General features: G+C 59.5%; 18 protein-coding genes. 14 read left to right on the top strand and 4 right to left on the bottom strand.

Annotated features, from left to right (window positions below):
* Positions 1 to 65: 65 nt before the first annotated feature.
* The 6 genes from HMPREF3011_RS00310 (at position 66) to purT (ending at position 5,365) form a co-directional block, all read left to right on the top strand.
* Positions 66 to 650: an LppP/LprE family lipoprotein gene (locus HMPREF3011_RS00310; protein ID WP_070840998.1), complete on the top strand. Its 585-nt coding sequence runs from the start codon at positions 66 to 68 to the stop codon at positions 648 to 650.
* Between the two features lie 163 nt (positions 651 to 813).
* Positions 814 to 1,452, top strand: coding sequence for an LppP/LprE family lipoprotein (locus HMPREF3011_RS00315; protein WP_049181104.1), 639 nt, complete (start codon positions 814 to 816; stop codon positions 1,450 to 1,452).
* 192 nt (positions 1,453 to 1,644) lie between these two features.
* Positions 1,645 to 2,901, top strand: a complete 1,257-nt coding sequence (locus tag HMPREF3011_RS00320) for a glycerophosphodiester phosphodiesterase family protein (RefSeq protein ID WP_038626746.1) — start codon at positions 1,645 to 1,647, stop codon at positions 2,899 to 2,901.
* 96 nt (positions 2,902 to 2,997) lie between these two features.
* Positions 2,998 to 3,411, top strand: a complete 414-nt coding sequence (locus tag HMPREF3011_RS11555; protein ID WP_256381045.1) for a nucleoside hydrolase — start codon at positions 2,998 to 3,000, stop codon at positions 3,409 to 3,411.
* The gene (locus HMPREF3011_RS11560; RefSeq protein WP_371440754.1) at positions 3,408 to 4,028 is read left to right on the top strand and encodes a nucleoside hydrolase; all 621 of its coding nucleotides are present in this window, start codon (positions 3,408 to 3,410) and stop codon (positions 4,026 to 4,028) included. The genes HMPREF3011_RS11555 and HMPREF3011_RS11560 overlap by 4 nt, the downstream gene beginning before the upstream one ends.
* 116 nt (positions 4,029 to 4,144) lie before the next feature.
* Positions 4,145 to 5,365 carry a formate-dependent phosphoribosylglycinamide formyltransferase gene (gene purT, locus HMPREF3011_RS00330; RefSeq protein ID WP_049181106.1) on the top strand — a complete coding sequence of 407 codons (1,221 nt, stop codon included), beginning with the start codon at positions 4,145 to 4,147 and terminating at the stop codon, positions 5,363 to 5,365.
* Between the two features lie 90 nt (positions 5,366 to 5,455).
* Here purT and HMPREF3011_RS00335 read toward each other — a convergent pair whose 3' ends face one another.
* Both HMPREF3011_RS00335 and HMPREF3011_RS00340 read right to left on the bottom strand, forming a co-directional pair.
* Positions 5,456 to 5,959: a phosphoribosyltransferase gene (locus tag HMPREF3011_RS00335; protein WP_038626740.1), complete on the bottom strand. Its 504-nt coding sequence runs from the start codon at positions 5,957 to 5,959 to the stop codon at positions 5,456 to 5,458.
* A gap of 64 nt (positions 5,960 to 6,023) precedes the next feature.
* On the bottom strand, positions 6,024 to 7,529 hold the full coding sequence (locus HMPREF3011_RS00340) for an FAD-dependent oxidoreductase (protein WP_070840961.1): 1,506 nt from the start codon (positions 7,527 to 7,529) through the stop codon (positions 6,024 to 6,026).
* Positions 7,530 to 7,781: 252 nt separating this feature from the next.
* On the opposite strand from HMPREF3011_RS00340, the gene HMPREF3011_RS00345 reads away from it, so the two are divergent.
* The 6 genes from HMPREF3011_RS00345 to HMPREF3011_RS00370 all read left to right on the top strand — a co-directional run bounded on the left by HMPREF3011_RS00345 (position 7,782) and on the right by HMPREF3011_RS00370 (position 14,908).
* Entirely contained in the window at positions 7,782 to 8,807 is a 1,026-nt protein-coding gene (locus HMPREF3011_RS00345; RefSeq protein WP_070840962.1) for a sulfite exporter TauE/SafE family protein, read from the top strand.
* 173 nt (positions 8,808 to 8,980) lie between these two features.
* Positions 8,981 to 10,687 (top strand): nitrite/sulfite reductase, encoded by a 1,707-nt coding sequence (locus HMPREF3011_RS00350; RefSeq protein ID WP_038626734.1) that lies wholly within the window; start codon positions 8,981 to 8,983, stop codon positions 10,685 to 10,687.
* 250 nt (positions 10,688 to 10,937) lie between these two features.
* Positions 10,938 to 11,702, top strand: coding sequence for a phosphoadenylyl-sulfate reductase (locus HMPREF3011_RS00355; protein WP_038626732.1), 765 nt, complete (start codon positions 10,938 to 10,940; stop codon positions 11,700 to 11,702).
* Positions 11,703 to 11,854: 152 nt separating this feature from the next.
* A complete protein-coding gene (cysD, locus tag HMPREF3011_RS00360) occupies positions 11,855 to 12,781 on the top strand; it encodes a sulfate adenylyltransferase subunit CysD (protein WP_038626730.1) in 927 nt (308 codons plus the stop codon).
* Positions 12,781 to 14,082 (top strand): sulfate adenylyltransferase subunit 1, encoded by a 1,302-nt coding sequence (locus tag HMPREF3011_RS00365; protein WP_038626728.1) that lies wholly within the window; start codon positions 12,781 to 12,783, stop codon positions 14,080 to 14,082. Before cysD ends, HMPREF3011_RS00365 begins: the two co-directional genes overlap by 1 nt.
* A 55-nt stretch (positions 14,083 to 14,137) precedes the next feature.
* A complete protein-coding gene (locus HMPREF3011_RS00370) occupies positions 14,138 to 14,908 on the top strand; it encodes a sirohydrochlorin chelatase (RefSeq protein ID WP_038626726.1) in 771 nt (256 codons plus the stop codon).
* Between the two features lie 33 nt (positions 14,909 to 14,941).
* On the opposite strand, the gene HMPREF3011_RS00375 is transcribed toward HMPREF3011_RS00370, so the two are convergent.
* Positions 14,942 to 16,330, bottom strand: coding sequence for an FAD-dependent oxidoreductase (locus HMPREF3011_RS00375; RefSeq protein WP_038626724.1), 1,389 nt, complete (start codon positions 16,328 to 16,330; stop codon positions 14,942 to 14,944).
* A gap of 715 nt (positions 16,331 to 17,045) precedes the next feature.
* On the opposite strand from HMPREF3011_RS00375, the gene pta reads away from it, so the two are divergent.
* Positions 17,046 to 18,371: a phosphate acetyltransferase gene (pta, locus tag HMPREF3011_RS00380; protein WP_235191282.1), complete on the top strand. Its 1,326-nt coding sequence runs from the start codon at positions 17,046 to 17,048 to the stop codon at positions 18,369 to 18,371.
* A gap of 5 nt (positions 18,372 to 18,376) precedes the next feature.
* Positions 18,377 to 19,573, top strand: a complete 1,197-nt coding sequence (locus HMPREF3011_RS00385; RefSeq protein ID WP_038626720.1) for an acetate kinase — start codon at positions 18,377 to 18,379, stop codon at positions 19,571 to 19,573.
* Positions 19,574 to 19,814: 241 nt separating this feature from the next.
* Here the strand turns inward: HMPREF3011_RS00385 and HMPREF3011_RS00390 are convergent, their stop codons facing one another.
* Positions 19,815 to 20,666: a L,D-transpeptidase gene (locus tag HMPREF3011_RS00390; RefSeq protein ID WP_070840963.1), complete on the bottom strand. Its 852-nt coding sequence runs from the start codon at positions 20,664 to 20,666 to the stop codon at positions 19,815 to 19,817.
* Between the last annotated feature and the right edge of the window lie 22 nt (positions 20,667 to 20,688).

Below are 20,688 nucleotides of genomic sequence, written 5' to 3' on the forward strand. Positions count from 1 at the left end.
GTATCGTAGGCCTCACCGCGTGGTCCAACGACAGAAGTCCAAACGACAGAAGGCGTGTGGTTTTCATGCAAAACACAGGACACCGAGTACAACGACTGGCAAGTTCCGCCGTGCTTTCCGGCGCGATGGTTTTCTCCGCAGTAGGTGGAGCAGTTGCAGCTCCTGCGGCTCAGGCGAAACCGGCTCCAGCACCGGCTCCAGCTCCGGCGCAGGTGGATAGCTGTACCCCGAACCCGGCTGCACCTGAAATCCAGGCGGCCCTGGATAAGGTCAACAGGGAGCGTCCGAACAACCATGATGGGTGGAAGTACACTGGCACCTCCAACTTCAGCCCGTGTAGCGATTTGAGCTTTGCTCTCGCAGATCAGGCCAAGCAGGGCAACGCTCAGTCCTCCACTGTGTTGTTGATGTTCCACAAGGGTGAGTTCATTGGTACGGACTCTGACCGGCCTCAGCACATCAACAAGGTGACGCCGACCCCTGATGGTAAGAACATTTCAGTCATCTACCACGACTGGGAGGCCCAGGAGGCCGCAGGTGCGCCGAACGCTGATGCGGCGGAGTTCACCTCTAATGTTCACTTCTTCTGGAACGGCGATCACGTCGTCCACGAGGGGAAGATTCCCGGCGGCGCGAAGCCCGCTTCCTAACGGCTCCCGAGAACTCTCGAGAGCTTTCGAGAATTCTTGGGCACTCTCGGGGACTCTTGAATTTTTCCAAGTAAACTCAATTCAGAGTCGGACATGAGAAAAGTAATGCTCCGCCGTAGCTAGGTGCTTGAGAAAACTTGAGAGAACAGAAGAGGTTCCAGCCATGAGTGGTCGTTCAGTTCGTCGCGGGTCGATGCTGGTTAGCGCGGCGGTCGCAGGTGTAGTGGCTTTGTCCGGTTGCTCCACTGATGAGACTGCAGCACCGACCTCTGCTCCTCAGGTAGATGAAGAAACGACCACCATCACTACGACCACCACTGTCGAGGATGACAGTGAAAGTGCAGATACCCCCAATCCGGATGTCGATGATAACGACACCGATGGGGGTTCTTCTGCGCCAATCCAGGAAGAGTCTTTCGAAGAAGCGGTTGCCGACCTGAACTCAATGGAAGGTGGCAATGGCAGCGGTTGGACAGTCACGGACAATACGAACTGGGATACCACCAGCGAGTTGACCTTTGCCTCAGCAGTACAGAATGAAATTACCCACTCAACTACCTCTGGTGCAGTGCTGCTGTTTCATAAGGGCGAGTACGTGGGTACCGCCGGTGGTCCGCAGACAATCAACTCGGTCGAAGGCGATGGCAAAACTGTGACCGTCAATTTCTTCGATGTCAATAAAATGATTGAAGACGGCGGTGCCTTCGCCTTTAAAGACCAGTACAACGCTCCCGTTACGTACTCCTGGGATGGGGTAGAAGTTGCTCAAGAAGGTGAGATTCCAAAGGCAGAGGGAAATTAATCTCTAACCCGTGCTCTCTCCAGATGCGAGTGCTGGCAAGCCGTTTTAAAGTAGTGGCGCAACACACAGATTTCACGTAGATTTCTGTGTTCCGTAAAATCTCCGACGGTAGTTTGTCGACACTGTGTTGTCGGTACTATGCCGTCGCTATGAAGTCGCTAATACTAAGCCCAAAGAGGAAAATCACCGGCCATGTCTTCTCACAACTCATCTGACTCCATCCTTGACGAACGGACCGAGCAGAGAGAGCAGCCACAGAACTCACGTGCTCACGGCACACGCCGCGCAATTGCGGCCATTGCTATGGGTGCGTTTGCTATTTCTCCTATTGCAGCCTGCAGCAATGATGCGGACAACGACGCGGTGTCGTCGTCAAGCAGTACAAGCGCGGTTAGCACTACGGCGAGCGAAGAGAAGACCTTTGAAAAGCAGCAGGTCGCTGAGCTGAATGCGTCCGCGAATGTGCGGCCGGCTGCGATGGCTAAGTTGCCGGAGGGTTTTGATCTGCAGTCGCACCGTGGTGGTCGCGGTGAGTGGACGGAGGAGTCCAAGCAGGCGATGGCCAACTCGCTGGAGCTGGGCGTTACGACGTTGGAGCTGGACATCGTTCTGACGAAGGATGGCGTGCCTATGGTCTGGCACGATCCGGAGATCCAAGACGATAAGTGCTCGGACACCGAGCCAGTGACGGAGGGGGATCCGCAGTACCCGTACGTCGGCAAGCTCGTGCATGACCTCACCTATGAGCAGGTACAAACCCTGGTCTGCGACAAGAAGCTCGAGGACTTCCCGGATGCGGAGCCAATCAAGGGCAACAGGATGATGACCCTGCCGGAGCTGTTCGAGCTAACTAAGGACAACCAGGACATCCACTTCAACATTGAGACCAAGATTGAGGGCGAAAAGCGCGCTGACTCGGCAGAACCACAGGAGTTCGTCGATGTGATTCTCGACGAGATTGACCGCGCGGGTGTGGCTGATCGAGTGATGATTCAGTCCTTCGATTGGCGCTCGCTGCCGCTGGTCGCGGAACGGAACCCGGAGATTCCACTGGTCATGCTGTGGGACGAGACCACCTGGAAGAAGGATTCTCCTTGGATCGGCGATGTCAATTACGACGAGGTCGATGGCGACATTATCGAGGCCGCCAAGCAGCTCGGCGTGCAGGTGCTCTCACCGACGCACAGCATTCCTTACGGCAAGACACCGTCGGATTCTGACTACCACCCGGTCGCCACGCCGGAGCTGATTTCCCGCGCACACGAGGCTGGCATGAAGGTGGTGCCGTGGACGGTGAATGAAAAGGAGACCATGCGCGAGCAGATTGCCGCTGGTGTCGATGGCATCATTACCGACTACCCGACGCGTCTGCGCGAGGTCTTGACCGAGCTGGCTATGCCGCTGCCGGAGTCCGCTCCGGTGGGTGATGCAGGGATGGCGACGAACTAGTAAATCCGGCTAGCACCCGCGAAAACTTGTCTGTATTCCTGTTTTGCCCGGGTTTAGCTCTGCGAGCCGAGCGTGTTTCGTGTCACACTTGACCTTATGACGCGTTTGAAAGTGCTTGCCGACGTTGACACGGGTATCGATGACAGTCTTGCTCTCGTCTACCTCGCGGGGTTGCATACCGCAGGCGAGATTGAGCTGGTGGGTGTGACCTGCGCAGGTGGTAACACCACTGCGGCATGGTCCGCTCGCAACACAAAATACATGTTGAATCTCTGCGGTTGTCCGGAGGTCCCGGTTGTCAGCGGTTTCGAGGGGCCCGCTGACCGTGAGCTGACTACCACGCCTGAGACTCATGGCCCGTACGGGCTGGGCTACAACCTGGCGCCACCGGCCGTCATCTACGAGCCGGGCGCGGAGGAGCGACGGATCCGCTGGCGCTGTGGCGCCAGGTCATCGAGCAGGCGCGGTCGACGGGGGAGAAGGTGCACCTGCTGGTCACTGGCCCTATGACTACCTACGTGGCCGCTTTGAAGAAGTACCCAGAACTCATGCGGGAGCTCGACGGCGTAACCATTATGGGCGGTGCTGTGGAGTACCACGGTAACGTTACCGAGTTTGCGGAATGGAACTTCTGGGTCGACCCCACCGCGGTCACCGAGGTCTTCGGCACCGCGGGCGCTGTGGCAGTCGAGCGCCCGGAGGATGCCGTGCGCAGTATCGCCACCGCCGCAGGTGCGCCGGTGCCGACGTTGGTTCCACTCAATGTCACCGAGACCATCACTATCAGCGATGTTGAAATTGAGTCCTGGCGCGATGCCGGTATGAACCCGGAGCTGCTGCGTGTTCTGCGCCGTTCGCTGAAGTTCTACTTTGAGTTCCACCAGGGTGTGGGGGTCGGTTACAAGGCGCAGGTCCATGACCTCTTTGCTGCGATGGTGGCCGTCGGTGCGGTGACAGGGGAAGTGGAGAAGATGCGTCTCGTGGGCGTCGATAAGCGAACCTTTGCAGATGAGCCAGGACGCCGCGGTCAAGTGGTGGCAGACTCTGCCGGTGCTGAGGCGAACGTTGTCTTGGCTGCTGACCGGAGTGCGGCGCTGGTCGAGTTTGAGCGGGTGTTCCCGCGCTAGGTTCCCGCCCGTGCCCGCCGCGGTGAATCCGCTCGCTGTCGTATGCTGGAGACAATCAATTTCACAGCTGCTGGTTGTGCAGCGTACGTGCCGTAGACGAAAGCGAGTTTATCTCGATGTTCACCCCTGAAGTCACCGGAACCCCGTACCAGCCGGGAGCGACGCGAGTTCTGCTGCTCGGCTCTGGCGAGCTCGGCAAGGAGGTGACCATTGCTTTCCAACGTCTTGGCGTTGAGGTGCACGCTGCCGATCGCTACGAGCATGCACCGGCACACCAGGTAGCTCACCACGCCTACGTCTTGAATATGTCGGACCCCAGTGCACTGCGGGACCTGATTCTCGAGGTCAAGCCCCACTTCATCGTCCCCGAGATCGAGGCCCTGGCAACCGAGGTGCTGGAAGAGGTTGAGGAAGACGAGACGCTGGACGTCACCGTTATTCCAACCGCACGGGCGACTCAGCTGACCATGAACCGAGAGGGTATTCGCCGTCTGGCTGCGGAAGAGGTTGGGCTGCCGACTTCCCGCTATCACTTCGCCTCCAGCTTTGATGAGTTCACCGCAGCTGTTGATGAGATTGGCTTCCCGTGTGTGGTCAAGCCGGTCATGAGTTCCTCGGGCAAGGGGCAGTCCACGCTGCGTTCGCCGGAGGATGTCCAGGCCGCGTGGGATTACGCCATGAGTGGCGGCCGCGTCGAGTCCGGCCGCGTCATCGTGGAGGGCTTCGTCGATTTCGACTACGAGATCACGCTGCTGACCGTGCGCTCCGTTGATCCGGAGACCGGCGAGGGGGCAACGTGGTTCTGTGAGCCCATTGGGCACCGTCAGCAGGACGGCGACTACGTTGAGTCATGGCAGCCGGCTGCCATGAGTGAAAACGCCCTGGACAATGCGCGCTCTGTCGCCGCGCGCATCACCAACGCGCTGGGCGGTCGCGGTATCTTCGGCGTCGAGCTGTTTGTTCGCGGCGATGAGGTGTGGTTCTCCGAGGTCAGCCCGCGTCCGCACGACACCGGCATGGTCACCATGGGCACCCAGCGTTTCTCTGAGTTCGAGCTGCACGCGCGTGCAGTGTTGGGTCTGCCTATCGACGTCACGCTGGTGTCCCCGGGAGCCTCCGCTGTGGTCTACGGCGGTGCTGACATCGAGCAGCCGGGCTACACCGGGCTGACGGAGGCCATGGCTATTCCGGAGACTGATATTCGTATCTTTGGTAAGCCGGTCGCTGGCCCGCGTCGCCGCATGGGCGTTGCTGTTTCAACCGCGGATTCTGTCGATGCTGCCCGTGAGCGTGCATCGGAGGCGGCATCAAAGATTAAGGTCGTCGAACTGGGCTAGTTCGACGACGTAGTGTGCGCTGCGGTACGGCCGTAACCGGCCCCGCAGCGCACTTTTTGTTTGCCCGCTATGGTGCGTAAGCTACTTGATCTACTTGGACTTCTGTACCGGTGGCTCGGCCGACCAGGGGAAGACGATCCAGTCATCGGTGTGCTTCCAGACATAGTCCGGTGCAATCTCCGAGCGGGACTTGCCGTAGAGCACAGCGGAGCGTACTTCCGCACCGTGGGTCTTAAGCAAATCGAGCACCAGGTGCAGCGTGCGACCGGAGTCTGCGACATCGTCAACGACCAGCAGACGGCGCTCAGAAATCGATTCGATGTCCAGCAGCGGCTCCAGCAGAACCGGATCCGGCAGGGTCTCCGCCACGTCGGTGTAGAACTCGACGTTAATGGCGTCAGAGAGCTTGACGCCCATGGTGTAGCTGAGTGCACCTGCAGGTAGAAGACCACCGCGGGCCACGGCGATAATGATCTCCGGCTCGTAGCCCGAATCGACAATCTGCTGTGCCAGTTCACGGGAGGCGACGCCGAAGCCTTCCCAGGTCAGAACTTCCTTGACGTCCAGGTTGGATGAGTCTGCATGATAAGCCATGTATTAACTCTAATCCGAAGACCGACTGACGTGCACAATCAACTGCCCGGTTAGACCCGACACGCTAGCTGGCGACAGTCTCCACAACCGCTTCGTGTACAGCTTCGGCCACGTCATCGGCATCTGGCTGCTTTGCGACGACTGTGGAGGCCGCAACCATATCGGCCCACTCGACCAGCTTCTTGCGCTCGCGGCCTTCGGCTTCGCCCGCTGCACGTTCGGCGGCGTCGAGTGCGTGCCAGCCCTCCCAGGTGGTGACCTGGAGGCCCTTGTTGGCCAGGAACTCGTCGACGTCGTTATACGTGGGTTTTGCAGGTGCGACCAGGCGGCCTGCCTCCCAGTCGGCGATGAGGTTGCCGACGGTTTCGTTGGCGTCGCCCTTGGTGTTACCGATTAGGCCGACCGGGCCACGGCGAATCCAGCCGGTGGTGTACAGACCCTGGATGTGGTTGCCGTCGACGTCGTCAAGCACGCGTCCGCCGGCATCTGGGATGGTGTGGGTGCCGGTGTCGAACGGTACGCCGGTGACTGCGTCGGAGCGGTAGCCGACTGCACGGTAGACCGCACCGACCGGCCATTCGGTGAACGTGCCGGTGCCACGGACGCCACCCTCGCCGTCGAGTTCAGTGCGTTCGGTGCGGATAGCGCTGACGTGCTGTACTCCATCCTCGCCGGTCTCGCCGATGATTTCGACCGGGGACTCGAAGAAGTGGATGAAGAGCTTGTGCGGGGCGCCCTTTGGCTCGCGGATGGCGTAGTTTTCCAGAATCGTACAGACCTGATCGGTGATCTTGGACTCACGACGGGACGTTTCGGAGGCGGCATCGTACTGGATGTCCTCCGGATTCACGACAACCTCAATGGTGTCGGAGTGGTCCAATTCCTTCAGCTCCAGTGGAGTGAACTTTGCCTGGGCCGGGCCGCGGCGGCCGAAGACGTGAATTTCGCGGGCGGCATTCTTTGCCAGGCCAGCGTAGACGTTGTCGGCGATTTCGGTGACGTGCAGCTCATCGGCAGTCTTGGCGAGAATGCGGGCGACGTCGAGGCCCACGTTGCCGACACCGACCACGGCCACGGACTCAGCGGAGAGCTCCCAATCGCGGGCGAACTCCGGGTGGGAGTCGTAGAAACCTACGAACTCACCCGCGCCGTAGTGCTCCGGCAGGTCGGCGCCCGGGATATTCAGATCGCGGTCGCCGGTCGCGCCAGTGGCGAAGATGATGGCGTCGTAGAACTGGCGCAGTTCATCGACGCTGACCTGCTTACCGACGTCCACGTTGCCCAGAAGTCGGACCTGCGGCTTGTCCAGCACTCGGTGGGGGGACTTAATGATGCCCTTGATTCGCGGGTGGTCTGGCGCAACGCCGTAGCGGATGAGACCGAACGGCACTGGAAGGCGCTCGTAGAGGTCGATGGCGACGTCGCGGCCGGACTTCATCAGTGCGTCGGAGGCGTAGATACCGGCCGGGCCCGAGCCGACCACGGCTACACGCAGTGGCGTGGTGGAGTTGGCGAGATTGGGCAGTGAGGAAGCGGCCGCGTTCTGGGCTGCAGTCTGGTCGTTGGTCATTGAGTGGAATCCTTTTTCTACGTTTTCTTTGTCGCGATTGCTTATCGTAGACCAATCGGTCTATGCTTGCTGAAACAGAATATAGACAAACTGGTCTACAAAAAGCAAACACAAAACACCGCAAGAATCACTGCTTTGGCTTGAGAGGGTTTTGCTGCGTATTGCTTCTGCTGAACGAGGTCTAAAAGAGCTTGTCGTGCGGACGTCGTGGCAACGGCAGGCTCTGGTTGGGTAAGCGGGGAAGGGCTTGTCATGGAAAAACTCATAGTCTTCGTGCTAATCGGCCTTGGCGCGCAATTAGTCGATGGCACTCTGGGGATGGCATTCGGTGTCACTGCCACTTCACTTTTTATTGTTGCTGGTAGTAGTGCTGCCACTGCGTCGGCGGTAGTTCACGTAGCGGAGGTGGGCACGACGCTGGCCTCTGGTATTTCGCACTGGCGATTCGGCAATGTCGACTGGCGGCGCGCACTGAGCCTTGGTGTGCCGGGCGCTATCGGTGCCTTTGTTGGTGCGACCTTTTTGTCCAATCTGGATAGTGATGCCGCGACGCCTGTGACCTCGACAATTTTGCTTTTTCTCGGCCTGTGGGTGATTATCCGCTTCGCCTTCCTGGCTAATGTTAAGCGCAAGAAAAAGACCTGGGGAGCGAAGAAGCTCGCTCCGCTGGGGCTCTTTGGTGGTCTGCTCGATTCCACTGGTGGCGGCGGTTGGGGGCCTGTTACCACCTCTACTTTGTTGGGTGCTGAGGCTGATCAGCCGCGCAAGATTATCGGTACTGTCTCGGCGGCGGAATTTCTTGTCGCTCTAGCTTCTGTGCTGGGCTTTTTGCCAAAGCTGCGGGAGGAGTTTACTCAGCATGCCGCGCCGGTAATTGGTTTGCTGTGCGGTGGTGTGATTGCTGCACCTTTGGCTGCATACCTGGTGGGGCGTATTAATCCGCGCCTGCTTGGAATTGTGATCGGCGGCGTGTTGGTCGGGCTGAATATTCGAACACTGTTTTCGCCGCTGGTTTCTGGCGGCGTGTTGGCAACAGTGCTGCTTGTCTGGGCTTTTGGCGTTGTCGCACTGGTGCTGTGGGCGCGGTCGCATGACACTCTTCCGCGTCTGCGTCAGCGGGTCCAACTTGAGTCGACTTCTCAGTCTTCCTCGGCTGATGTGTCTAGTTCTGGATCTCCATCACCGGCTTCGGTTGATGGCGGGGCTGGGGATGCTTCTGGAGGTGTCAAAGGGGGCGCAGAAAACGGTGTCCACGTGGGCGAAGCGGGGGTTCGCTAGGTATCCGAGCATACCCCGGCTTGCACTAGCCAGACTGGTCGGTCTAATGTTGCCTGCAATACTGCATAGACCGTCCGGTCTATAAAAATTAGCAACTAATTCGTTCAGGGCTGATTCAAGCAACTCTGATTCGGTCAACGAGAACAAAAACGAAAGTGATTCGGTAGATTCCCATGAGCTCTCCTACGAAAACCGCCGAGCGTCCGGCTTCCGCAGCGGCTACCCGACGTAAGAAGCGTGCACCGAAGCCGCAGGGACAGTGGCTTATCGACGGCCGCGAGCCACTTAACGACGACGAACGCATCAAGAAAGAAGATGCTGGCTTTGCCGTTAAGCAGCGTGTTATCGACATCTACTCCAAGCAGGGGTTTGACTCTATCCCTGCGGAAGACCTAGCTCCGCGCTTTAAGTGGATTGGCCTCTACACCCAGCGCAAGCAGGGGCTTAGCGGTGAGCACACCGGTGTGAAGACTAACGCCGAGTTGCAGGACAAGTACTTTATGCTCCGCGTTCGTCTCGATGGTGGCCAGACCACCACCGAGGGTATTCGCACCATCGGGGAGATTTCCCGCGACTTCGCTCGTGACACCGCGGACTTCTCCGACCGTCAGAACGTCCAGCTGCACTGGATCCGCGTCGAGGACATGCCGGAGATTTGGGACCGCCTTGAGCGGGTTGGTCTCGACACCAACTTTGGCTGCGGCGACGTTCCCCGCGTTATCCTAGGTAGCCCGGTTGCCGGCGTTGCTGCCGATGAAATCGTCGACGGCACCAATGCTATTCGCCGCATCAAGGACGAGTACCTCTCCGGCGACGAGTTCTCCAACCTACCGCGCAAGTTTAAGTCCGCAGTTTCCGGTTCCCCGCGTCTCGATGTCACCCACGAGGTCCAGGACGTCGCCTTTGTCGGTGTCAATCACCCAGAGCACGGCCCCGGTTTCGACGTTTGGGTCGGCGGCGGTCTCTCCACCAACCCAATGCTCGCGCAGCGTCTCGGCGCCTGGATCCCAGAGGACGAGGTTCCCGAGGTATGGGCGGGCGTGTGCCGCATCTTCCGTGACTACGGCTACCGTCGCCTGCGCAATCGCGCGCGTCTGAAGTTCCTCGTTGCCGAGTGGGGTGCGGAGAAGTTCCGCCAGGTACTCGAAGACGACTACCTCAACCGCAAGCTTATCGACGGCCCCGCGCCCGAGCCTTTCGAGGGCGACCGTGACCACATCGGTGTGCACAAGCAGGCCGACGGTCTCAACTACGTCGGTGTGAAGCCCGCTGTTGGCCGTGTTCCGGGCTCTGACCTGGTCAAGCTCGCCGACATCGCCGAGCGCCACGGTGTTTCCCGCGTCCGTACCACTGTCATGAAGGAGCTCATTCTCCTCGACGTCGCCGACGACCAGGTCGACTCCCTGCTCGCTGAGCTCGACGAAATTGGCCTGTCTGCCAAGCCTTCCGCATTCCGGCGGGGCATCCTAGCCTGCACTGGCCTGGAGTTCTGCAAACTCGCACTTGTCACCACGCGCCAGCGCGCAATCGATCTGGTGGGCGACTTGGAGGAACGTCTCGGCGACCTCGATGTCCCAATCACCATTGCGCTCAACGGCTGCCCGAATGCCTGTGCCCGCACACAGATTGCCGATATTGGACTCAAGGGTCAGATTGTCACCGACGATGAGGGTAACCGTGTCGAGGGTTTCCAGGTTCACCTCGGTGGTTCGCTGGGGCTCGATGCCAACTTCGGCCGCAAGGTTCGCGGACACAAGGTCACCTCGGCAGAACTGGGTGACTACATCGAGCGCGTCGTCAATCATTTCAAGGAGCAGCGCCACGAGGGTGAACAGTTCCACGAGTGGATTGTCCGCGCTGATGAGGAGGACCTGAAGTGAGTGAATCTTCCAACGAGGTTCGGTCGCAGGGGCCGTCGGCAAGCGAAAAAGACGAGGCGCCAGCGCGACTGGGGATCGGTGGCCGAAGCGCACACCCCAATCCGAACCGGGGTGCGGTGATGCATTGCCCTTACTGCGGCGGTGATGATCTGTGGCCCGATGTGGAAACCGACTACGCCTGGCAATGCCGCGAATGTTGCCGGGTATTCACAGTGAAACTGCATGGTCATATTGATAGGAAGGTGGCGTCATGAGCACGGGACTGAAAACCGCTGAAGTCATTAAGACTCAGGAGGCGCTCGCGCGTGAGGATGTGCTGGACAATCCGGAAACTGCTCGCCGTCTGATTGAGCTTGCACTGGAGTGGGGCTCCAAGCTGGAGACTGCCACTGCCGGGGAAGTACTGGAATGGGGTGCGGAGCACCTGCACACGCCACTGGCTGTGACCCTGTCGATGCAGGACACGGTATTGGCGGAGCTGGCTGCTCGGCACGCGCCGGAAGCCGACCTGGTTTTCCTGGATACGGGTTACCACTTCCCGGAGACCCTCGACGTGGCAGAACAGGTCGCACAGCGCTACGACAACCGACTGCTGTCGATTGAGCCGAAGCGCACCCGCGCCGAGCAGGATGCTGAAGAGGGCGTAGATCTGTACAAGACCGACCCGACGCGATGCTGCGCACTGCGGAAGGTCGAGCCGCTGTCAGCTGTGAAGCGCCCCTACGAGGGTTGGGTCACAGGTCTGAAGCGCGTCGACGCGCCGACCCGCGCACACACGCCGGTACTGGAAATCGATAAGACCGGTCGCATCAAGCTCAACCCGCTGGCCACCTGGACGGATGAGGACATTGCCCAGTACATCGAGGATAACGACCTCATTGTGCATCCGCTGACACAACAGGGGTTCCCGTCGATTGGCTGCGCGACATGCACCGCGCGAGTGGCAGAGGGTGCGGATCCGCGCTCGGGCCGCTGGGCGGGCAGCGAGAAGACAGAGTGCGGATTGCACCTCTAGTTTGAGCGGCTGGCTGCTAGACGATACCGACAGCCACTAGCTACTAGCCAATTGCCGCTCATGGCTAGCTGCGACCCGCAGCTTATACAGACAGTTTTTTAAAACAGCCGACAAGCTAACACAGCTAACACAGCCACAACAGAAAGAACCCCATGACAAGCTCAACCACCGTTTCCGTACAAAACCGCCTCGACCCGCGGCTTGCCGAACTGGAAGCCGAGGCCATCGACATTATCCGCCAAACCGCCGGCCAGTTTGACCGTCCGGCACTGCTTTTCTCCGGCGGAAAGGACTCCGTCGTCGTGCTCGAGTTGGCCAAGCGCGCCTTCGCACCGGCGGGTATCCCGCTGGAGCTGCTCCACGTCGACACCGGCCACAACTTCCCCGAAGTTATTGAATTCCGCGACAAGATTGCCGCTCAGCCGGGCATTAAGCTGCACGTAGCCAAGGTCCAAGACTGGATTGATAGCGGTGTGCTCACCGAGCGTGCTGACGGCACCCGCAACCCCTTGCAGACCGTGCCACTGGTGGAGACCATTGCCAACCGTGGTTACGACGCCGTCCTCGGTGGCGCCCGCCGCGATGAGGAGAAGGCCCGCGCCAAGGAGCGCGTGTTCTCCGTCCGCGACTCCTTCGGCGGTTGGGATCCACGCCGTCAGCGGCCGGAGCTGTGGGGGCTCTACAACGGTCGCCACGCCGCTGGAGAGAACGTTCGCGTTTTCCCAATCTCGAACTGGACCGAGGCCGACGTCTGGGCCTACATCGAAGCCCGTGACATCGAGCTGCCACCCATCTACTTTGCCCATGAGCGTGAGGTGTTCAACCGCGGCGGCATGTGGTTGGCACCGGGCGAGTGGGGTGGACCCCGCGACGGTGAGACCCTAGAGGTTCGCACTGTCCGCTATCGCACTGTCGGTGACATGAGCTGTACCGGCGCTGTCGAATCGACTGCCACCACTATTGCGGAGGTCATGGAGGAACTTCGCACATCCAAGCTCACCGAGCGCGGCGCTACCCGCGCAGATGACAAGTTGTCCGAATCCTCCATGGAAGACCGCAAGAAGGAAGGTTACTTCTGATGAGCCAGCCAAATTCCCCAGCTACCCTGATTACCGCCGACCGCGCCACTCGCGCTCGTCGCACTCTTCGCCTGTGCACCGCTGGCTCCGTCGACGACGGTAAGTCGACCTTTGTCGGGCGTTTGCTGCACGACACGAAGAACATCCTCGCTGACCAGTACGAGGCCGTCGTCGCCTCCTCGCAGGCGCGCGGTCAGGAAAATCCTGACCTCTCGTTGCTGGTTGATGGTCTGCGGGCCGAGCGTGAGCAGGGCATCACGATCGACGTTGCCTACCGCTACTTCGCCACCGACGTCCGCTCGTTCATCTTGGCCGACTGCCCTGGTCACGAGCAGTACACCCGAAACACCATCACTGGTATGTCCACCGCTGAGGCCGTCGTTTTGCTTATCGACGCACGTAACGGCGTCGTGACGCAGACCAAGCGACACGCAACTGTGGCCGGTCTGCTGGGTGTTCGCCACGTAATCTTTGCCGTCAACAAGATCGACCTGCTGGACTACAGCGAAGAAGCCTTCCGCAAGATTGAGTCGGATGTAGCAGTGCTGGCAGAGCGCTTGGGTCTGCAGAACACCTTCGTTGTTCCAGTGTCGGCTTTGGTCGGCGACAACATTGTCGATCCTTCTGAGCATACCCCGTGGTACGAGGGGCCGACTGTGTTGGAGCTGCTGGAAAACCTCAACATCGGTGCCGACCTGGAAACCGATGCCGAGGCCGACCTACGCCTGCCCATCGACTACGTCATTCGTGATCACGCCACTGAATACCGTGGTTACGCCGGCCGTATCGCCGCAGGTAGCGTGCGCGTGGGCGATGTTGTCTCCGTAGACGCCAACCGTCAGGCTACTGTCACGAAGATCACCGTGGCAGCCGAGGATGTCACTGAGGCCGTGGCCGGTCAGTCGGTTGCCATCAGCTTGGATGCCGAGTTCGACCTCGCCCGTGGTGATCTCATCAGTGGCACCCGTCCGGAGGACGTCCGCCGTTTCTCCGCCGTGGCTGTCCACCTTGCGGACAAGCCGCTGGCAGTCGGTCGTGTCGTTGAGGTGCGCTACGGTGCCGCGCTGGTGCGTGGGCGTATCGCTTCCGTCGATGCCCTTATCGACATCGAGACCGGTGAGCCCACCGGCGTTGCCGACCAGCTAGCGGTCAATGATGTCGCTGAGGTGACCATCGAGGTCGCGCAGCCGCTCCCGGTCGATGCCTACCGCGTCGGTGGTCGTGTCGGTGCCTTCCTGCTTATTGAGCCGGGCACCGGTGACACTCTCACCGCTGGCCTCGTGCGTGGCGCTGCCCAGTAGAGCTGCCAGGTAGAAAAACCAGAAAGCACAGCTAGCGAGCCTGAGGAGACCATTGATGACCGCACTGATTCTGCTTGCGCACGGTTCCCGGCACCCAGAGACCAAACCGGTGCTCGAAGAGGTGGTCGCACTCGTGCGCGAGAAGATGCCGCTCACCCGTCTGGACGCTCCCTCTCAGATTCGCCTCGCCTGGCTGGACCTCGACGAGCCCTCGCTAGATGCCGTCTGTGCCGACCTCGCCGCTGCCGGCGAGACTCGCGCACTGGCCGTACCGCTGCTGTTCACTGATGCGTTCCACTCGCGAGTCGATGTTCCCGAGCAGGTTCGACTCTGCAATCGGCATGGTGTTGACATCACAGTGGCTGAAGGACTCGGGCTTGGCGACGGCACGAAGCGCGCCGTCGTGAAGCGAATCATTGAAGCGGCGGAGAATGCATCTTTTTCCTGGCCGGTCGATGCGCTGGTGATGGGGGTCGGCTCCTCTGATGAGGAGGCCAATGCGGCGGTGCACCAATTTGCGGCAAATCTTGGCGGGATGCTGCCGGGACATGTGAGTGCAGCATTCGTGGTCGGTCCTGAGAAGATTAAGGGATCCGATGCTGTGGCCGTGGCACAGGAGCGCGCGGCCAAGCGCGGTCGCGGACTCGTAGTGGTGCCGCTGTTTACCGCGCCGGGCCTACTGTGGGATCGAGTCCTCGATGCGGGCGCTGCCGCCGGTGCTGGCCAGGTGGCTTTCGGTGAGCCATTGGCCGAGCTGTTGGCGCCGATCGTGTGCTGCCGCTGGGACTCGCGCGCTGCGTACACGGATGTGCAGGTAGTGGCGTAGCCGGCGCTTTCTATCCGCCCTCGTTACTCGCCGTTACTCGCCCTTGGAGTGGGTGACCATCTCATCCCATTCGACATACTTCTTGCGTTCGCGGCCCTCGGCCTCGCCGGCGGTGCGTTCGGCAGCATCGAGCTTGTGCCAGCCCTCCCAGTCCAGGTAGTCGATGCCCTTTGACTCCAGCAGCTCGTTGACAGCGGACAACTCCGGCTTCGACGGGGTGAATTTCTTGCCCTCTGCGGCATCGGCCAGCAGATTGGCCACGGCCTCGTTGGCATCGCCTTTGGTATTACCAATCAGACCGACCGGCCCGCGGCGAACCCAACCGGTGGTGTAGAGGCCAGTGATGGCCTCGGCTGCTTCATCCTCGGTGTTGTCGGATTCGATGACTCGACCACCGACGTTGGAAATGACATTCTTCACGTTGTCGAACGGGATACCCGGCAGTGCATCAGAGCGGTAGCCCACGGCGGAGTAGACAGCGCCGACCTTCCAGTCGGTAGTCTCGCCGGTCGGCCGCAGTCCGCCAGCACCGTCGTATTCCATGCGCTGAGTGCGCAAGCCGACCACATGCTGCTGGCCGTCGGCACCCTCCTCGCTGAGGATTTCCACTGGCGACTCGAAGAAGTGAATGTAGAGCTTGTGCGGTGCGTTCTTCGGTTCACGGATGGCGTAGTTCTCCAAGATGGTGCAGACCTGGTCAGTAATCTTGGAGTTGCGACGCATAATCTCGGATGCGGAGTCGTAGTCAATGTCGCGCGGATCGACAACGACCTCGACGTTCGGTGAGTAGTCGAGTTCCTTGAGCTCCAGCGGAGTGAACTTTGCCTGTGCCGGGCCACGGCGGCCGAAGACGTGGACTTCCTTGGCCTTATTTGTCTTCAGAACTTCGTAAACATTGTCCGGGATCTCTGTGACGTGCAGTTCCTCACCGGTCTTCGCCAGGATTCGAGAGACATCCAGCGCGACGTTGCCTACGCCAACGACGGCCACGGACTCCGCCGAGAGATCCCAGGTGCGCTCAAAGAGCGGATTGCCGTCGTAGAAGCCCACGAATTCACCTGCGCCGAAGTGCTCCGGCAGGTCTGCTCCCGGAGTCGGCAGTGCGCGGTCGCCGACGGCACCGGTGGCGAAGATGACGGCGTCGTAATGCTCCTTTAATTCGTCGAGCGTGATGTCCTTGCCGAACTCAACGTTGGAAAACAGGCGCAGCTCCGGCTTTTCCATCACACGGTGTAAGGCCATAATGATGCCCTTGATACGTGGGTGGTCGGGGGCGACACCGTAGCGGATTAGACCAAATGGAGCCGGCATCTTTTCAAACAGATCGACTTCCACGTCAGTACTGGATTTCATCAGTGCATCGGAAGCATAAACACCGGCCGGGCCAGAGCCAATTACGGCAACGCGGAGCGGGCGATTCATGAAGCGTGTCCTTCTTTCTCTAATGCTTTACGACGGCCACGAGGCCGCGGCGTAAGTAGCTGCCAGCGGTGACCTCGTGGGGAAAGGAGTTATTGGTTTATTCGACATTCCCAATGGTAGCGCCCCCAATCGTAGCGATAACTTACGAAAAATCGAGAGGCGAGCATCACATCATCGGCGAGATGCTTTTGAAGGCAGACAAAACTAAATGTGACCTTAGTCACGCCCAATGTGGGAATTTGGGCTAGTTCACTAGAAAAACCGCATAAAAGCCGCGATTATGCGGGAAAACTGTTGGAATCTGTGGGGAAAAGTGTGGCTACCAGGGGTAACCAAAGAGGTTTGAGTCCGTCGTGAGATGTAAGGTGACTCACAATAAGATGAAAATAATGATTTGGGACTCAGCGGGATTGGAAGCTCAGCATGATCTTGAGCCTCCGGCAGTCCAATGGCTCGAGCCAAGTCAACGTTCAAATAAGTCAACGATTAAGCGCAGTGCGAGAAAGGAACGTCGGTGAGCGATAAGAACGCCCAAGCGTCCACCAACAACTCCGCAGTCCTGATTACTTCAGTGGACCGCGCGGACGATCTACAGGATGTCATTACGGCATTGTCTGAGGCACTGGGTGGGGCACGTTGCCTCCACACTGTCGGTGGGGCTCACGGCGCCACTGTGGATCAGGTTGTTGTGGATCCGGAATCCGCGCTTGACACCATCGTCAGTGCTGTTGAGGCTGACCGCGCTGCTAACGAGGGGGCGGCTGTTCTGACCGGCTCCGGCAACCTCGATTTTGACTTCCGCATTGCCACCGTCGCCGGTGCCGGTGTCATCGTTGTCGCTGGTGGCGAGGGCTGCCACACAGAGGCCGCGAAGGCTCGCGTTCGTTTGGCGCTCAGCAGTGCAGCTCAGCGTCACAGCGAGGTACTCGCTGTTGTTCTCACAGGGGAGGAAGCAGCCGAGGCTGCTAAGACTTTCGAGCTCGACGTTCCCGTTGTTGCCGTTGACGATGCTGAGGGGCTTCGCAAGGTCGTAAGCCGCGAGGTCACCGCAGTGATGACTCCACAGCGTTTCCAGTGGTGGCTGTTGCAGCGCGCCAAGGCTGATAAGCGCCACATTGTGCTGCCAGAGGGGGACGATGACCGCATTCTTGAGGCCGCTGATTACCTCCTGCGCGAGGACATCTGTGAGCTCACTATCCTCGGTGACCCGGATCCTATGAAGGCGCGCGCCGCCGAACTGGGTTTTGACATCGACGCCGCCCATCTCTGGAACCCACAGACCTCCGAATATGTTGAGCAGTTCGCGGAACAGTTCGCAGAGATGCGCAAAGCCAAGGGGGTCACGCTGGAGCAGGCCCGTGAGACGATGCAGGACATCTCCTACTTTGCGACGATGATGATTCACAACGGGCTTGTCGACGGCATGGTGTCCGGTGCAGCCCACACAACTGCGCACACCATTCGTCCGTCCTTGCAAATCATTAAGACCAAGCCGTCGGCTTCCACGGTGTCGTCGCTGTTTCTCATGGTTATGGACAACTCGCTGTGGGGTTTTGCGGACTGTGCGGTGCTGCCGAAGCCGGCTCCGGAACAGCTGGGTGAAATCGCGGTAGTATCCGCCGAGACTGCAGCTTCCTTCGGTATCGACGCCCGCGTTGCCATGCTGAGCTACTCCACTGGAGCATCCGGCACAGGTGAGGATGTTGACCGTGTGAAGGCGGGCCTGGCCAAGGCCAAGGAGCTGGCTCCGGACCTCGCCGTCGATGGTCCGCTGCAGTTCGATGCTGCTATTGACCCGTCTGTGGCTGCGAAGAAGATGCCGGATTCCTCCGTTGCGGGTAAGGCAACTGTTTTCGTGTTCCCGGATCTGGACGCCGGTAACATCGGGTACAAGATTGCCCAGCGCTGTGGTGGTGCATTGGCAATCGGCCCGATTCTGCAGGGCTTGAACAAGCCGGTCAACGACCTTTCCCGTGGTGCCACGGTGCCGGACATCATCAACACGGTTGCAATTACCGCTATTCAGGCTGGAGGAAACTAATTATTATGTCCCGTCACGTACTTGTTTTGAACTCCGGTTCCTCCTCTATCAAGTTTCAGCTGGTAGATCCGGAGAAGGACTCAACGCAGCCGCCGTATGTCTCCGGTCTGGTGGAGCGCATTGGTGAAGAAGACGGCATTATTAATCTGAAGTTCTCCGGACAGAAGATTGAAATCACTGAGCCTATCGCTGACCACGCCAGTGGCCTTGACCGCGCGTTCGAGCTGATGGATGAGCACGGTGTTGGTCCGGAGTCGGTGGATATTGCCGCCGTCGGTCACCGTGTCGTTCACGGTGGTCGCCTGTTCTCTGGACCGGAGCTGATTACCGACGAGATCGTCGGCATGATCCGCGATCTTATTCCGCTGGCGCCGCTGCACAACCCGGCCAATATCGTAGGCATCGAAGAGTCTCGCAAGCTGCTTCCCGACGTGCCGCACGTCGCCGTCTTCGACACTGGTTTCTTCCACACCATGCCACCAGCTGCTGCTCTGTACCCGCTAAATGCAGAGGTCGCATCGAAGTTTGATATCCGTCGTTACGGCTTCCACGGCACCTCGCATGAGTTTGTTTCCAAGCAGGTGCCGGACCTTCTGAATAAGCCGGCAGGGGAAATCAACCAGATTACGCTGCACCTGGGTAACGGTGCGTCGTGTGCGGCTATCCGAGGTGGCCAGGCGGTGGATACCTCGATGGGGCTGACCCCGCTGGCTGGTCTGATGATGGGCACTCGTACCGGTGACATTGACCCGGGCGTCATCTTCCACCTTTACCGCAACGGCATGAGCATCGATGAGATCGACAATCTGTGCAACCGCCAGTCCGGTTTGAAGGGTGTCTCTGGTGTCAATGACTTCCGAGTCCTGCAGGAGCGCATGGATGACCACGACCCGGATGCTTGGGCTGCATACCAGATGTACGTTCACCAGCTGCGCCGCTACATCGGCTCGTACATGCTGATTCTCGGTCGCCTCGACGCTATCACCTTCACTGCCGGTGTCGGCGAGAATCACGTCGGTATCCGCCGTGACTCGATGGCTGAGCTCGAGAACTTTGGCATCAAGATCGACGACGAGCGCAACTCCCAGCCGAATGACGGCCCACGTCTGATCTCTGCGGATGACTCGAAGGTCAAGGTCTTCGTGGTACCGACCAATGAGGAACTGGCCATTGCCCGCTACGCAATGAGCTTCGTGGACTAGTTTTTTTTTCCGGAACCCTGACGAGTAGGCAGGGTTCCGGTAACCCGTAATCGACGGCTGCCGTGTACCTCACCTGTTGAATCCGCGACTGTAACTCAACAAAAAATGAGCTCGCCTCCACTGCCTTCCAAACTGGAAGAATCTAGTGGGGCGAGCTCATTTTTCACCGCCAGGGAAACTGCGCCTATGCCTCAATAGGCTCAGTCACCTGGTCATTATTTCAACGCATCAGCGCAGGTAACTACCAGATGTAGACGCCGTCGCCGACCTGCAGAGTGTTGAAGTACATCACGGCATCATCGTGATTCAGATGAATGCAGCCGTGGGACATCTGATTGACCGAACCCTCGTGGAAAGCCTCACCGTCGTTGGTGAAGTACACAGAGAACGGCATCGGACCGTTGTAAGGAACCGACCACTCATCGCGGACCTTGCGGGTAACGCTCAAGTGTCCACGGGTGGTTTCGTAACCTGGCATACCGGAGGACATGGGCACCGGGCCGTAGGTGATGTTGCCGTTTTCCTGCAGCCAGGTCTTCTGGTTAGCCAGGTCAACGCATGCGCGGGCGCTCGGCGGGCACGGGTTGTTTGGCTCTGGGCGTGGTTCAGGGCGTGGCTTCTGCTCTGGCTGTGGAGCGGGGGCAGGCGCCGGCTCAGGCTGCGAAGGCTTGTCTTGGCCCTCCAGCAAACCGAAAATCTCGTTGACGACGCGGGTGGCTTCGGCCTTCTGCGCAGCTGGCAGCGGCAGGCTGTCGATGGCGTTCAGCAGCTGAGTTTTGACCTTGTCCGCCACCTGCTTGTTATTTTCAGCGAACTTGAAGTTTTCATCGATTAGGGCGACGACCGAATCCGGCAGCTTCACCGAAGAGGAATCCAGAACCTCAGAGAGCTCAGGAGCAAGGTCGCCCGGGTTCAGAGTCGAGATCTCCGGCAGCTTGAGGTCCCGAACACTCTGGCTGAGCGACTGCAGGTCCGGGGAAACCGGCAGGGCAACGGCAGTGCCGGCCCCAATACCAAAGGCGGTGGTGAGAGCTGCAGCGCTGATAATGACACGCTTAGCGCTGCGGAGAGAGGATTTCGAAGAGGCAAACATAGAGGACATCTTAAACCACGAA

The sequence above is a fragment of the Corynebacterium sp. HMSC074C04 genome (genome assembly GCF_001838295.1).
Lineage (GTDB): Bacteria > Actinomycetota > Actinomycetes > Mycobacteriales > Mycobacteriaceae > Corynebacterium > Corynebacterium amycolatum.

Coding starts and splice junctions, on each gene's coding strand:
- cysD (WP_038626730.1), top strand. CDS start 11,855: ATGACAAGCTCAACCACCGTTTCCGTACAAAACCGCCTCGACCCGCGG.
- HMPREF3011_RS00365 (WP_038626728.1), top strand. CDS start 12,781: ATGAGCCAGCCAAATTCCCCAGCTACCCTGATTACCGCCGACCGCGCC.
- HMPREF3011_RS00390 (WP_070840963.1), bottom strand. CDS start 20,666: ATGTTTGCCTCTTCGAAATCCTCTCTCCGCAGCGCTAAGCGTGTCATT.
- HMPREF3011_RS00320 (WP_038626746.1), top strand. CDS start 1,645: ATGTCTTCTCACAACTCATCTGACTCCATCCTTGACGAACGGACCGAG.
- HMPREF3011_RS00370 (WP_038626726.1), top strand. CDS start 14,138: ATGACCGCACTGATTCTGCTTGCGCACGGTTCCCGGCACCCAGAGACC.
- HMPREF3011_RS00385 (WP_038626720.1), top strand. CDS start 18,377: ATGTCCCGTCACGTACTTGTTTTGAACTCCGGTTCCTCCTCTATCAAG.
- HMPREF3011_RS00375 (WP_038626724.1), bottom strand. CDS start 16,330: ATGAATCGCCCGCTCCGCGTTGCCGTAATTGGCTCTGGCCCGGCCGGT.
- HMPREF3011_RS00335 (WP_038626740.1), bottom strand. CDS start 5,959: ATGGCTTATCATGCAGACTCATCCAACCTGGACGTCAAGGAAGTTCTG.
- HMPREF3011_RS00315 (WP_049181104.1), top strand. CDS start 814: ATGAGTGGTCGTTCAGTTCGTCGCGGGTCGATGCTGGTTAGCGCGGCG.
- purT (WP_049181106.1), top strand. CDS start 4,145: ATGTTCACCCCTGAAGTCACCGGAACCCCGTACCAGCCGGGAGCGACG.
- HMPREF3011_RS00350 (WP_038626734.1), top strand. CDS start 8,981: ATGAGCTCTCCTACGAAAACCGCCGAGCGTCCGGCTTCCGCAGCGGCT.
- HMPREF3011_RS00340 (WP_070840961.1), bottom strand. CDS start 7,529: ATGACCAACGACCAGACTGCAGCCCAGAACGCGGCCGCTTCCTCACTG.
- HMPREF3011_RS11560 (WP_371440754.1), top strand. CDS start 3,408: ATGACTACCTACGTGGCCGCTTTGAAGAAGTACCCAGAACTCATGCGG.
- HMPREF3011_RS11555 (WP_256381045.1), top strand. CDS start 2,998: ATGACGCGTTTGAAAGTGCTTGCCGACGTTGACACGGGTATCGATGAC.
- HMPREF3011_RS00310 (WP_070840998.1), top strand. CDS start 66: ATGCAAAACACAGGACACCGAGTACAACGACTGGCAAGTTCCGCCGTG.
- HMPREF3011_RS00355 (WP_038626732.1), top strand. CDS start 10,938: ATGAGCACGGGACTGAAAACCGCTGAAGTCATTAAGACTCAGGAGGCG.
- HMPREF3011_RS00345 (WP_070840962.1), top strand. CDS start 7,782: ATGGAAAAACTCATAGTCTTCGTGCTAATCGGCCTTGGCGCGCAATTA.